Annotated in this window: 11 protein-coding genes; 10 read left to right on the forward strand and 1 reads right to left on the reverse strand. The window is 72.4% G+C overall.

What is annotated here, in order from left to right; all coding sequences use genetic code 11:
* Positions 1–107: 107 nt before the first annotated feature.
* From GCL72_RS02055 to GCL72_RS02080, 6 genes are all read left to right on the forward strand, one after another.
* A complete protein-coding gene (locus tag GCL72_RS02055) occupies positions 108–1,508 on the forward strand; it encodes a flavin monoamine oxidase family protein (RefSeq protein WP_153143055.1) in 1,401 nt (466 codons plus the stop codon).
* Between the two features lie 80 nt (positions 1,509–1,588).
* Entirely contained in the window at positions 1,589–2,566 is a 978-nt protein-coding gene (locus tag GCL72_RS02060) for a universal stress protein (RefSeq protein WP_153143056.1), read from the forward strand.
* Between the two features lie 15 nt (positions 2,567–2,581).
* Positions 2,582–4,135: an APC family permease gene (locus tag GCL72_RS02065; RefSeq protein ID WP_153143057.1), complete on the forward strand. Its 1,554-nt coding sequence runs from the start codon at positions 2,582–2,584 to the stop codon at positions 4,133–4,135.
* Between the two features lie 123 nt (positions 4,136–4,258).
* Positions 4,259–5,380, forward strand: coding sequence for an agmatine deiminase family protein (locus tag GCL72_RS02070; RefSeq protein WP_153143058.1), 1,122 nt, complete (start codon positions 4,259–4,261; stop codon positions 5,378–5,380).
* Positions 5,377–7,134, forward strand: coding sequence for an amidase (locus tag GCL72_RS02075; RefSeq protein WP_153143059.1), 1,758 nt, complete (start codon positions 5,377–5,379; stop codon positions 7,132–7,134). The genes GCL72_RS02070 and GCL72_RS02075 overlap by 4 nt, the downstream gene beginning before the upstream one ends.
* Before the next feature lie 179 nt (positions 7,135–7,313).
* Complete coding sequence (locus GCL72_RS02080) at positions 7,314–7,655, forward strand: hypothetical protein (RefSeq protein WP_153143060.1); 342 nt, start codon at positions 7,314–7,316, stop codon at positions 7,653–7,655.
* On the opposite strand, the gene GCL72_RS02085 is transcribed toward GCL72_RS02080, so the two are convergent.
* On the reverse strand, positions 7,639–9,243 hold the full coding sequence (locus GCL72_RS02085; protein WP_170289528.1) for an MFS transporter: 1,605 nt from the start codon (positions 9,241–9,243) through the stop codon (positions 7,639–7,641). The genes GCL72_RS02080 and GCL72_RS02085 overlap by 17 nt on opposite strands.
* A 145-nt stretch (positions 9,244–9,388) precedes the next feature.
* Between GCL72_RS02085 and GCL72_RS02090 the strand changes: the two genes are divergently transcribed.
* From GCL72_RS02090 to trpS, 4 genes are all read left to right on the forward strand, one after another.
* Positions 9,389–10,069, forward strand: a complete 681-nt coding sequence (locus GCL72_RS02090; RefSeq protein ID WP_246160967.1) for a hypothetical protein — start codon at positions 9,389–9,391, stop codon at positions 10,067–10,069.
* Between the two features lie 74 nt (positions 10,070–10,143).
* Positions 10,144–11,031, forward strand: coding sequence for an exodeoxyribonuclease III (locus GCL72_RS02095; protein ID WP_425486756.1), 888 nt, complete (start codon positions 10,144–10,146; stop codon positions 11,029–11,031).
* 39 nt (positions 11,032–11,070) lie between these two features.
* Positions 11,071–11,352, forward strand: a complete 282-nt coding sequence (locus GCL72_RS02100; RefSeq protein WP_153143063.1) for an Lrp/AsnC family transcriptional regulator — start codon at positions 11,071–11,073, stop codon at positions 11,350–11,352.
* Between the two features lie 94 nt (positions 11,353–11,446).
* Positions 11,447–12,499, forward strand: coding sequence for a tryptophan--tRNA ligase (gene trpS, locus GCL72_RS02105; RefSeq protein ID WP_153143064.1), 1,053 nt, complete (start codon positions 11,447–11,449; stop codon positions 12,497–12,499).
* The last annotated feature ends 12 nt before the right edge of the window (positions 12,500–12,511 follow it).

Consider the following 12,511-nt stretch of genomic DNA (forward strand, 5'->3'; position numbering starts at 1 on the left):
GGCGCCTCCACAGTCTAGAAGCAGCCGGTCCGTCCGCGGCGGGGTTGACAAGCATCGCGTCGTGCCGCTTAATGAATATAGTTCATTAATACGTGAAGGAGAACACAGTGTCAGCCACTCGAACCATCGGAAGCGTCGAGAGCCTGGAGCGCGACGTCGTCGTCGTGGGCGCGGGGCCCGCCGGGCTGCGGGCGGCGCGCGCCCTGGAGCAGGCCGGCCGCAGCGTCGCCGTGCTCGAGGCCCGGGACCGCGTGGGCGGCCGCACCTGGTCGGCGGAGATCGACGGCGCCTTCCTGGAGCTCGGCGGCCAGTGGGTCTCGCCCGACCAGACCGAGCTGCTCGGCCTGCTCGAGGAGCTGGGCCTGGAGACCTTCCCGCGGCACCGTGAGGGGGCCAGCGTCTACCTGGCCCCGGACGGCTCCCGGCATGAGTTCGCCGGCGCGATGTTCCCCGCCGGGGAGGCCGCCGTCGCGGAGATGGAGCGGATCATCGGGATCCTCGACGAGCTCGCCGCCGCGATGGACCCGGCGCGTCCCTGGGCCCATCCGCAGGCCCGCGCGCTGGACACGGTCACCTTCGCCGAGTGGCTGCGCGCGCAGACCGACGACGTCGCCGCCCGCGAGAACATCGCGATCTTCCTGGCCGGAGGCATGATCACCAAGCCTGAGCACGCCTTCTCCGCGCTGCAGGCTGTCCTCATGGCCGCCTCGGCAGGCTCCTTCAGCCACCTGGTCGACGAGGACTTCATCCTCGACCGCCGCGTGATCGGCGGCATGCAGGGCGTCTCGCAGGCCATGGCCGAGCAGCTCGAGCCCGGCACCGTGCACCTGGAGACCCCGGTGCGCGCCATCGCCCACGACGCCACCGGCGTGACCGTCTGGTCGGACCGGCTGACCGTCCGCGCCCACCAGGTCATCGTGGCGGTGCCGCCGACGCTCTATTCGCGGATCAGCTTCGAGCCGCCGCTGCCGCTGCTGCAGCAGCAGATGCACCAGCACCAGTCGATGGGCCTGGTCATCAAGGTCCACGCCGTCTACGACCGCCCCTTCTGGCGGGAGAAGGGCCTCTCCGGCACCGGGTTCGGCGCCGCGGAGATCTGCCAGGAGGTCTACGACAACACCAACTACGGCGATCCGCGCGGGACGCTGGTCGCGTTCATCTCCGACGAGCAGGCCGACGCGATGTTCGCCCTGCCCGCGGCCGAGCGGCGAGCGCAGATCCTCGAGTCGCTGGCCCGTCACCTGGGCGGAGAGGCCCGCGAGCCGCTGGTCTACTACGAATCGGACTTCGCCTCCGAGGAGTGGACCCGCGGCGCCTACGCGTCCAGCTTCGACGTGGGCGGCATCGTCCGCTACGGCGCGCACCAGCGCGAGCCCGTCGGACCCCTGCACTGGGCCTGCTCCGACCTGGCCGCCGAGGGCTTCCAGCACGTCGACGGCGCCCTGCGCCAGGGACGCCGCGCCGCCGACGACGTCCTCTCCCGGATCGCCGAGCCGGCCACCGCCTGACCCGACCCCGCACCAGCCCGGGACGCGACGCCGTCGCCGCCCCGCCGCCATACCGCCGTCACCCTGCCGAGAGGGAGAGCATGACCCACGACGCCAGCCCCCATCCTGCGCCGCCCGCAGGCTCGCAGCCCGACCCTCGGTCGGATGCTCCGCTGCGCCGGATCGCCGTCGGCTTCGGCGGCGACGAGCGCAGCCGCGACGCCGTGCGGCTCGGCGCCGCCCTCGCCCGCGCCGCCGGCGCCCGGCTGGACATCGTCCTCATCGTCACGCAGGACGACCCCTTCACGGCCGTCTACCCGCCGGTGGGCAGCATCTCCGGCATCGTCGCCGACCAGGGAGCCGCCTGGCTCCGCGAGGCCGAGGAGCTGGTCCCGGCCGACGTCGACGTCACCGCCCTCGTGCGCAGAGGCGCCTCAGTGGCCGAAGGGCTCATCGCCGCCGCCGAGGAGCGCGGCGCCGACCTGCTGGTCACCGGCTCCGGCGTCGGCGCCGGCCGCATCACCTCCCATCCGGCCGTGGAGGCGCTGGTGCACAGCTCGCCGATCCCGCTGGCCCTGGCCCCGGCCGGCTACACCGGCACCGACGGCGTCACCGACGTCTTCGCCGCCGTCTCCGGGACCTCGGGCCGCCACCAGGTCGTCGACGCGGCCACGGACTGGGCGGACCAGCTCGATGCCGAACTCGTGCACGTCACGCTGCGGGCGGGCGAGTCGGCCCCGCATCCCGACGCCGGCGCCGAGACGAGGGCCGACACCGAGACCGACGCCGCGGAGCAGACTCCGCGGGCCGTCGTCGCCGTCGGACGGACCCTCGCCCAGGCGGTGCGTCGCGTCGACTGGCCGCAGGGGGCGCTGCTGCTCATGGGCTCCTCCCGGCTGGCCGGACGACGGCGCCTCTTCCTGGGGACCGTCGCCGCCCGGATCCTGAGCCGGCTGCCGATCCCGATGATCGTCATGCCGCGGCACGAGCACGAGACCGACCACACCCTCGAGACCGATCACATCGCCCATGCTCCAGGGGACGCCGTCACGGCGCCCCCGGCGGGCACCGCCCGCTGAGGGAGGAGAAGGACCATGACCCAGCAGACCAGCACCGACCCCCGTTCCGGCCCCGGAGGGGCCGTCGACGGAACGGGCCGCGACACCGACCACAGCAAGGGGCTCAGCCGCGGCGCGATCGGCGCGCTCGGCGCCGTCGTCATCGGGGTGTCCACGATCGCCCCGGCCTACACGCTCTCCGGCGCCCTCGGCCCGACGGCCTCCGCCGTGGGCGAGCACCTGCCGGCGGTGCTCATCGTCGGCTTCATCCCGATGATGCTCGTCGCTCTCGGGTACCGCGAGCTCAACCGTGCCATGCCCGACTCCGGCACCACCTTCACCTGGGCCTCGAAGGCCTTCGGCCCCTGGATCGGCTGGATGGGCAGCTGGTGCCTGCTCGCGGCGACCATCCTGGTGCTCTCCAACCTCGCCGGCATCGCCGTGGACTTCTTCTACCTGGCGCTGAGTCAGCTCGCCGGCGTCGAGCAGATCGCCGAGCTGACGCGCAACGTGCCGGTGAACATCCTCACCTGCCTGGTCTTCATGGCGGCCGCCGCCTGGATCTCCTGCCGCGGCATGGAGGCGACCAAGACGGTGCAGTACGTGCTGGTCTCGTTCCAGGTGCTGGTGCTCGTCTGGTTCGCCGTCGCCGCCTTCGGGCACGTCGCCGACGGCACCGCCTTCGACGCCACGCGGCTGTCCTGGGAATGGTTCAACCCGCTCGGCGTCTCCTCCTTCTCGGCCTTCGCCGCCGGCATCTCGCTGTCGGTGTTCATCTACTGGGGCTGGGACGTGGTGCTGACGATGAACGAGGAGTCCCGCGGCACCACGACGACGCCGGGCAGGGCCGCAGTGCTGACGATCCTGGTCGTCGTCGGGCTCTACACGCTGGTCACCCTGGGCACGCTGGCCTACGCCGGCGTCTCGACCGGAGAGCACGGCCTCGGCAACCCGGAGATCCAGGGCAACGTCTTCGCCGCCCTCTCGGGACCCGTGATGGGCCCCTTTGCGATCCTCATCTCCCTGGCGGTGCTCTCGTCCTCGGCCTCCTCGCTGCAGTCGACGATGCTCTCCCCGGCGCGCACCATGCTGGCCATGGGCCACTACGGAGCGCTGAGCGAGAAGTACGCCCGGATCAGCCCGAAGCACCAGACCCCCGCCTACGCGACGATCGTCGCGGTGCTCATCGCCTCGGTCTTCTACGCGGTGATGCGCGTGGTCTCGGAGAACGTCCTCTGGGACACCATCACCACGCTGGGGATGATGGTCTGCTTCTACTACGGCGTCACGGCCCTGGCCTGCGTCTGGTATTTCCGTCACGAGGCGACCCGCTCGGTGCGGGAGTTCCTCTCCAAGCTCGCGGCCCCGCTGGTCGGCGGGGTCCTGCTGCTGATCTTCTTCTTCCAGACCGCCTGGGACTCGATGGACCCGGCCTACGGCTCGGGGTCGGAGATCGGGGGAGTCGGGCTGGTCTTCATCCTCGGCGTGCTGATCTTCGTGCTCGGCGTGGCCGCGATGCTCTACCAGCACCGGCGTCGTCCGGAGTTCTTCCGCCGCCGCTTCGAGACGTCCGAACACCTGACCGTCTGAGCGGCGCGGGCCGCGGCACACTGGTCATCGCCCGGCTCTGCTCGCGGCGCCGTCGCCCTCCCCGTCCTCGTCCCCGACCTCATCGCGGCACGCACCGTCCCGTGCCGACTGCAGGAGAGCCCCATGACCTCCACCGCCCCGTCCTCGCCCGCCCCGTCCTCGACGGCCGCCGTCACGGTCATGCCCCCGGAGTGGGCACCGCACGACCGCACCTGGATGGCGTTCCCACCGGCCAACGAGACCTTCGGCCCGCAGAGCTCGGAGTCCCTGGCCCGGGCACGGCGGGCCTGGACCCGCGTGGCGCGCACCATCGCCGCCGCCGAACCGGTGACTGTGGTGGCCGACCCCGCCGACGCCGACGTCGCCCGGCAGTCGCTGGGCGAGGTCGCCGAGATCCTGCCCGTCTGTCTCGACGACGCGTGGATGCGCGACATCGGACTGACCTTCGTGCACACCGCCGCCGGTGACGTGCTCGGCGTGGACTGGCTCTTCAACGGCTGGGGCGACCAGCCCTGGGCCCCGCACGAGCGGGATGCGCAGGTCGGCGCCGCGATGGCCGGGCCCGCCGGCGTCGAACGGATCGGCAGTCGGCTGGTCAATGAGGGCGGAGCCTTCCACGTGGACGGCCGCGGCACCGTGCTGCTCACTCGCACCGTGCAGTGCGACCCGGACCGCAATCCCGATCTGACCGCCGAACAGATCGAGCAGGAGATCCACGCACGACTGGGCACCCGCCACGCCGTCTGGTTCCCGCGCGGGCTGACTCGCGACTACGAGGAGTTCGGCACCCGCGGGCACGTCGACATGTTCGCCTGCTTCACGCCGTCCGGCGCGGTGCTGCTGCACCGCCAGGACGACCCGGCCCACCCCGACCACGAGGTCACCCGGCAGATGCGCGAGGTGCTGGAGGGCGCGGTCGACGCCGACGGCAGGCCGTTGCGGATCATCGACGTGCCGGCCCCGCGCACCCTCCGCGACGAGGGGGAGTTCGTCGACTGGACCTACATCAACCACTACGTCGCCGACGGGGTGGTGGTGCTCTGCAGCTACGACGACCCGCACGACGAGCAGGCCGCGGCGATCCTCGCCGAGGCCTATCCGGACCGTCGGGTGGAGCTGGTCGACGCCCGCGACATCCTGCGCTTCGGCGGCGGGATCCACTGCATCACCCAGCAGCAGCCGCGGGCGCGCGGCGCAGAACGCGCGGACGGCGCGGACGGCGCGGACAGCGAGGTGCGGGGATGAGTGCAGGATTCGACGTCGTCGAGGCGACGATCCCGCAGCTGCGCGCGGCGCTGGAGCACGGCGAGACCACCAGCGAGGAGCTGGTGCGCGCCCACCTGGCGCGCATCGAGTCCTATGACCGGTCGGGCCCGAGACTCAACGCCGTCCCGGTGCTCAATCCGGCGGTGCTGGCCGAGGCCCGCGCCTCGGACGCTCGACGCGCCGCCGGCGAGGCGCGCGGTCCGCTCGAGGGCATCCCGTACACGGCGAAGGACAGCTACCAGGCCGCCGGGCTGCCGGTCTCGGCGGGGTCGCCGGCATTCGCCGAGCTCATCGCGCAGCGGGACTCCTTCACCGTGGAACGGCTGCGCGCCTCCGGGGCGGTGCTGATCGGGCTGACCACCATGCCGCCGATGGCCAACGGCGGCATGCAGCGCGGGCTGCACGGCCGGGCCGAGAGCCCCTACTCGCAGGACTGGCTCACCTCGGCCTTCGCCTCCGGCTCCTCGAACGGATCCGGCACCGCGACGGCGGCGAGCTTCGCAGTCTTCGGCCTGGCCGAGGAGACCTGGTCCTCCGGGCGGGCCCCGGCCTCGCACAACGGGCTCTGCGCCTACACCCCGTCCTGGGGCATGATCTCCGTCCGCGGCAACTGGCCGCTGGTGCCGACGATGGACGTGGTGGTCCCGCACACCCGCACGATGACCGACATGCTCGAGCTGCTCGACGTCATCGTCGTCGACGACGCCGAGACCCGCGGCGACTTCTGGCGCGTCCAGCCGTGGATCGACCTGCCCCGGGCCAGCACCGTGCGTCCGTCGACGTTCACCGCGCTGCGCCCGAACTCCGCCGAGGAGGCTGTCGCCGTCCTGGACGGGCTGCGCATCGGGGCGCCGGGGATGTACCTGAACGCCGACCCTGAGGCCGGCACTTCCGCGCCCGATGCGCACGGGGTCACCGGCATCGGCGGCTCCACCGGCCGGCCGGTGACCACCCGCGCCAGCGTCCTCGAGCTCTGGGAGGCCGCCCGCCGGGACCTCGAAGGGCATGGCGCCGACGTGCGGCTGACCGACCTGCCGGTGGTGACCAACTACGAGGGCGACCGGCCGGGGGCGCCGACGATCGCCTCCCGCGGGCTGGTCTCCCGCGCGTACCTCGCCCGCGAGATCCGCGAACTCTCCGCCTGGGCCTGGGACGACTTCCTCGCCGCCAACGGCGACCCGCGGCTGCACCGGCTGGCCGACGTCGACGGTGCGCGGATCTCTCCGCATCCCGAGGGCGCGCTGCCGGACCGCTACGACGGATTCGACGACGACATCGCGGCCTATCCCCAGGTCCTGCGCGAGCACCCGGGCCTGCGGATGGAGGACATCCCGCACCTCGCCGAGGGGCTGCGCGGGCTGGTCCGGACGCGGGAGGCCGACCTCGAGCAGTGGATGGAGGACCAGGGTCTGGACGTGCTGGCCTTCCCGGCGATGGCCGACGTCGGCCCGGCGGACGCGGACCGGAACCCCGCCTCCGCCGAGCTCGCCTGGCGCAACGGCGTCTGGGTGGCCAACGGGAACCTCGTATGGCGTCATCTGGGCATCCCCACGGTGACGGTGCCGATGGGCACGATGGCCGACACCGGGATGCCGGTGGGGCTGACCTTCGCCGGCCGGGCCCACGACGACGTCGCCCTGCTGCGCGTCGCCGCCGCCTTCGAGGCGCTCGGATCCCGACGCACCGAGCCTCCCCGCACTCGGCGGGCGGGGTCGGGAGAGACTCCGGCGTAGCTCGGCGGCGAGCCGCTGACGTGGGGCTCGCGGCTCCGTACAATGGCCGTGGGCCGCGGGCGCGGCGCCGCGAGGCGCGAAGGTCCCGCAGCGCCCGAGGACCGTCCCGCCGAACCATCACCCTTGGCGTCGCATCCGGCGCCGCATGCGGCGTCACCCCGACGCCGGCGAGGAGAGACATGAGCGACCTGCCGCAGACCACTGCGGGCCTCGATGAGACCCGCCGCACCACTGTCATGCGCCGCTACGTGCTGGATCCGGCGCTCGTCGACGAGTTCGTCGACTTCCTGCGCACCGAGGTGTTCCCCGCCCGCGAGGAGCAGGGCTTCACCGTGGAGTCCGTCTGGCTGTCGGCGGAGCGGGATGTGCTGACCTGGTTCGTCAGCCGCTTCGGCACGTCGGAGGAGTTCGACGCCGCCGAGCGCGCCTGGGAGGAGTCCGAGGAGCGCGCCCGGATCTTCGCCGATCGGCCCAAGTACGTGCTGGAGAAGGACGTCCGGAACGTCACGCGGCTGCGCTGAGCCCGCCGGCGGCCTGGTGCCGGCGGGCGGCCACCACGGCGGCGGCCAGGGCGGCCAGGCTGAACAGCGCGATCGTCGAGGCCGCGGCCACCGCGCCGGCGTCGGCGTCCTGCGCGGCGCCGACGCCGAAGTACACCGCAGTGACCACGGCGATGCCCAGCGCGGTGAACAGCCGCTGGGCCGTCTGGGCGACGCCTCCGGCGGCGCCGGCGATCCGCACCGGCACCTGACGCATGGACAGCGTCTGGGCGCTGGGGATGATCATCGCCTGGCCGACGCCGTTGACGGCCAGCGGCAGCGCGATCATCCAGAGCCCGCCGTCGCCGCGGCCCAGCAGCCAGGCCGCGCCGGCCAGGGCCAGCATCGAGATCGCCGCGAGCGCCGTGCCGACGACCATCAGCCGCGGGCCGGCCCGATCCACCCGGCGCCCCACGGCCGAGGAGAGCAGCATGACCATCACCGCTCCGGGCAGCGTCACCAGCCCGGCGGTCAGCGCCGAATGCCCCAGGCTCTCCTGCACATGGACGGCGACCACCGCCCAGGTCGCCGGCATGCCGGCGAAGTACAGCGCCAGCACTGTGGTGTTCACCGTGTAGCCGGGCACGGCGAAGAGCGCCAGGTCGACCATCGGGGCCTCCGGGTCCCGGCGGCCCAGCCGGTGCTCCCAGCCGATCCACAGCCCCAGCAGCACCAGGCCGGCCAGCCCCAGCAGCATCCCGGCGGGGCTGCGGAACTGGATGAACGGCAGCATGACCAGCACGACGGCGGCCGCCAGCAGCAGCACTCCGATCGGGTCGAGGGCGCGCAGCCCGGACCGTCGCCCCGGTCCGGCAGTCCGCGCAGCCCGCACCGTCCGCGCGGCCGGCGCGGCCGGCGCGGTCGTCTCGGCCGTCGTCTGGGCGGCCGCCTCCGGCGTCGCGGAGCTGGACGGGGCCGCGGCGCCCCGCGGCAGCCAGAGCAGCGCCAGCACCAGGGCGACGCCGGTCAGCGGCGCATTGATCAGGAACGTCACGCGCCAGCCGACCTCGGTGGAGGCCGCGTCGATGATCAGCCCGCCGATCGTCGGTCCGGCGGCGACGCCGAGACCGATCACCGTGCCCATCAGTCCATAGGCCCGTCCGCGGGCGGCGCCGGTGAACAGTCGCTGGATCATCCCGATGATCTGCGGGACGAGCAGGCCGGCGCCCAGGCCCATCAGCAGCCGCGCGGCGTTGAGCACCAGCGCGTCGGGCGCGGCCGCGGCGAGGACCGAGGAGGCGCCGAACACGCCGGTGCCGAGCAGGAAGAACAGCCTTCGGCCCCACAGGTCGCCGGCGCGGCCGGCCGGCACCAGGATGACGCCGAAGGCCAGCGCGTAGCCGGAGAGCACCCACTGCAGCGCCGACGAGGTCGTCTGCAGCGACTGCTCGATCGCCGGCAGCGCGACGTTGACGATGCTGATGCTCATCAGTGAGGCGAAGAGCGGCGCCAGCAGGGTGAGCATCGTGCGCAGCGGGTGGGCGTCGGCCGTGCCGGAGGCGCCGGAGGCGCCGGTCGGAGACCCGGGCCCGGCGGCCGACGTCCCTCGGGCTGGAGAGGATGACGTCATGTCCAGGACAACCTCGCGTCCGCGGACGCCATTCCGGGCGGCCCGCCGTCGGCCTCGCCTCAGGGGCTGTGAGCCGCGGCGGAGCCGACTCCCGCCCGGTCGGTCGATTCGCCATCGATGCCGACGGGCGGGGATAATCGGGACCATGGGTTCGATCGATCGTGCCGCCGACGGCGGCGACCAGCACGGCTCCACCGGTTCCGGCGAGCAGAGCACCTCGCGGCCGCAGGACGCGGCCCGCAGCTTCGGACGGCGCTCCTCCGGGTTGACCTTCGCGGTGATGGTCACCGTGCTGCTGGTCGCGCTGGTCTTCGCGGCCAACCAGAACGACGTCATCGGCTGGATCATCGTGGTGATCTCCGGCGCCTGGCTGGTGCTGGCCGGCATCCTGGTGTTCTCCGTCCGGCGCGGCGCCCAGAAGGTCGGGCAGACCCTCGACTCCGCCCGGGCCGACGCCGCGGCCCGCCGCACGACCGAGGGCGGCGGCACTGCGATCATCGATGAGGACGCCCACCAGCGGAACATGAAGCTGGACCACTCCTTGAAGATCGTCCAGGTCCAGCGCCGAGTGGTCGCCCAGGAGCTCGCCAAGGGATCCGAGGCCGACCTGGAGATGGCCGAGCGGGCCCTGGACACCATCGAGACCACGGCGCACAACGGCCGGGACATGCTCGCCGACGTGCTCGGCGGCTCCGGCCCGTCCGGAGCCTCCTCCGCCGACTCCGGCGCGTCCGCGGAGGAGGACCGCGGAGCGTCCGGGAACGAGCGGCGGGGCCGGCGCCGCGGCGACGGCCCCGAGACCATCTCCGGCGACGTCGTCGAATGACGGCACGCCCGGACCGCCCGGTACGCTCTGCACACCCTGACGGCCCAGCCCGCACCTGCGACGAGAGGATCGACGTGACCGACCAGACCAGCGACTTCGGCGAGCACCCCCACCGCATCGTGGACCTCAAGGACGACGGCGTCACCCGCATCGCCTCGGTGAACGTCAACGGCATCCGCGCCGCGGCCCGCAAGGGCATGGGGGAGTGGCTCGCCGACCGGGAGATCGACGTGCTGGCCCTGCAGGAGGTCCGCGCGAACGAGCAGATCCTCACGAAGCTGGTGGCCGAGATGAGCGAGTCCACCGGCCAGCAATGGCACATCCATGAGGAGGAGGCCGCCGACAAGGGGCGCGCCGGGGTGGCGATCCTCTCGCGCAGCGAGCCCGCGGCGGTGCGCAGCGGCATCGGCGACGGCCACCCGCAGGACCAGGGCCGCTGGGTCGAGGCCGACTTCACCCTCGGCGACGGGTCGACGCTGACAGTGGCCAGCGTCTACGTCCACTCCGGCGAAGTCGGCACCGAGAAGCAGGAGCACAAGATGCGCTTCCTGCAGCACATGCGCGACACGCTGCCGGCCCTGGCCGAGGGCGCCGAGCACGTGCTGGTGGTGGGCGACATGAACGTCGGCCACACCGAGCTGGACATCAAGAACTGGAAGGGCAACCGGAAGAACTCCGGCTTCCTGCCCGAGGAGCGGGCCTTCTTCGACGCCTACTTCGGCGACGAGGTCGGCTACGTCGACGTCGCCCGGCGGCTGGCCGGCGAGGTCGAGGGGCCCTACACCTGGTGGTCGTACCGCGGGAAGGCCTTCGACAACGACACCGGATGGCGCATCGACTACCAGATGGCCACGCCGCGGCTGGCCGAGCGGGCCGAGAAGTCCGTGGTGGACCGGGCGCTGGACTACTCGCTGCGCTGGTCCGACCACGCCCCGCTCGTCGTCGACTACCGTCTGCCGTAGGCTGACTTCCGTTCTGTCCCGCCCAGTGAGGAGCCTGACATGGTGACCGCCTTCGTGATGATCCGGACCGATCCGCACCGCATCCCCGAGGCCGCCCAGGAGATCGCCGACATCGACGGCGTGCGCTCGGTGTACTCGGTCACCGGCGACTGGGACCTGGTGGCCATGGCGGAGATGCCCGACTTCGAGCAGCTGGCCACGCTGATCCCGGACCGCATCTCCAGAGTCGAGGCGATCCGCGACACCGAGACGATGCTGGCCTTCCGCACCTACTCGAACCAGGACCTCGAGGCCGGCTTCGCCCTCGGCCTGGACGAGTGAACGCCCGGGCCGACGGCGATCGTGCCCTTGATACTCTGACCGCACTGAGACTGATCCGGCCGCGGGCCGGACGCGATCCTTCCACGAGGAGACCATGACTGAGGGGACGACAGGCCCGAGCACCGAGCTGGTCGGCGTCGGCGAGGAGCACCGGGTGCTCTCCGGCATGCAGCCGTCGGCGGACTCGCTGCATCTGGGCAATTACGTCGGCGCGCTGCTGCACTGGGTGAAGGCCCAGGACCAGTACGACGCGTTCTTCTTCATCCCGGACCTGCACGGGATCACCGTCCCGCACGAGCCGGAGGAGCTGCGCACCCGCACGCGCAACACCGCCGCCCAGTACATCGCCGGCGGCATCGACGTCGAGCGCTCCACGCTGTTCGTCCAGTCCCACGTGCCCGAGCACGCCCAGCTGGCCTGGGTGCTGACCTGTATCACCGGCATGGGCGAGGCCTCGCGGATGACGCAGTTCAAGGACAAGTCGGCCAAGCAGGGCGCCGACCACGCCGGCGTCGGACTGCTGACCTACCCGATGCTGATGGCAGCCGACATCCTGCTCTACCAGCCAGACGGCGTGCCGGTCGGCGAGGACCAGAAGCAGCACGTGGAGCTGGCGCGGAACCTGGCCCAGCGGTTCAACCACCGCTTCGGCGAGACCTTCCGGGTGCCAGAGCCCTTCATCCCCGAGGTCGGGGCGCGGGTCTACGACCTGCAGCAGCCCACGGCGAAGATGTCGAAGTCGGCCGAATCGCCCAACGGGCTGCTGAACATCATGGACACCGACAAGAAGATCGCGAAGAAGATCAAGTCCGCCGTCACCGACGACGGTGCCGAGATCCGCTTCGACCCGGAGGCCAAGCCGGGGGTGTCGAACCTGCTGAGCATCTTCTCGGCGGTGACCGGCCGCAGCGTCGAGACCCTGGAGGCCGAGTACGCCGGGTCGATGTACGGGCATCTGAAGGTCGATCTGGCCGAGGCCGTCGTCGCCGCCGTCGGCCCGGTGCGCGACCGGGCGCTCGAGCTGCTCGACGACCCGGCCCAGCTCGACGCCCTGCTGGCGACCGGAGCGGCCAAGGCGCGGGCGACGGCGGCGCCGGTGCTCGCCGAGGTCTACCGTAAGGTCGGCTTCCTGCCGGCCTCCTCCTGAAGGGCCGACCGT

It is taken from the genome of Nesterenkonia halophila, from assembly GCF_009467795.1.
Taxonomy (GTDB): domain Bacteria; phylum Actinomycetota; class Actinomycetes; order Actinomycetales; family Micrococcaceae; genus Nesterenkonia; species Nesterenkonia halobia.

Bases quoted from the DNA above. Each gene is read 5' to 3' on its own strand.
- GCL72_RS02060 (WP_153143056.1), top strand. From the start codon at position 1,589: ATGACCCACGACGCCAGCCCCCATCCTGCGCCGCCCGCAGGCTCGCAG.
- GCL72_RS02065 (WP_153143057.1), top strand. From the start codon at position 2,582: ATGACCCAGCAGACCAGCACCGACCCCCGTTCCGGCCCCGGAGGGGCC.
- GCL72_RS02070 (WP_153143058.1), top strand. From the start codon at position 4,259: ATGACCTCCACCGCCCCGTCCTCGCCCGCCCCGTCCTCGACGGCCGCC.
- GCL72_RS02075 (WP_153143059.1), top strand. From the start codon at position 5,377: ATGAGTGCAGGATTCGACGTCGTCGAGGCGACGATCCCGCAGCTGCGC.
- GCL72_RS02080 (WP_153143060.1), top strand. From the start codon at position 7,314: ATGAGCGACCTGCCGCAGACCACTGCGGGCCTCGATGAGACCCGCCGC.
- GCL72_RS02085 (WP_170289528.1), bottom strand. From the start codon at position 9,243: ATGACGTCATCCTCTCCAGCCCGAGGGACGTCGGCCGCCGGGCCCGGG.
- GCL72_RS02090 (WP_246160967.1), top strand. From the start codon at position 9,389: ATGGGTTCGATCGATCGTGCCGCCGACGGCGGCGACCAGCACGGCTCC.
- GCL72_RS02100 (WP_153143063.1), top strand. From the start codon at position 11,071: ATGGTGACCGCCTTCGTGATGATCCGGACCGATCCGCACCGCATCCCC.
- trpS (WP_153143064.1), top strand. From the start codon at position 11,447: ATGACTGAGGGGACGACAGGCCCGAGCACCGAGCTGGTCGGCGTCGGC.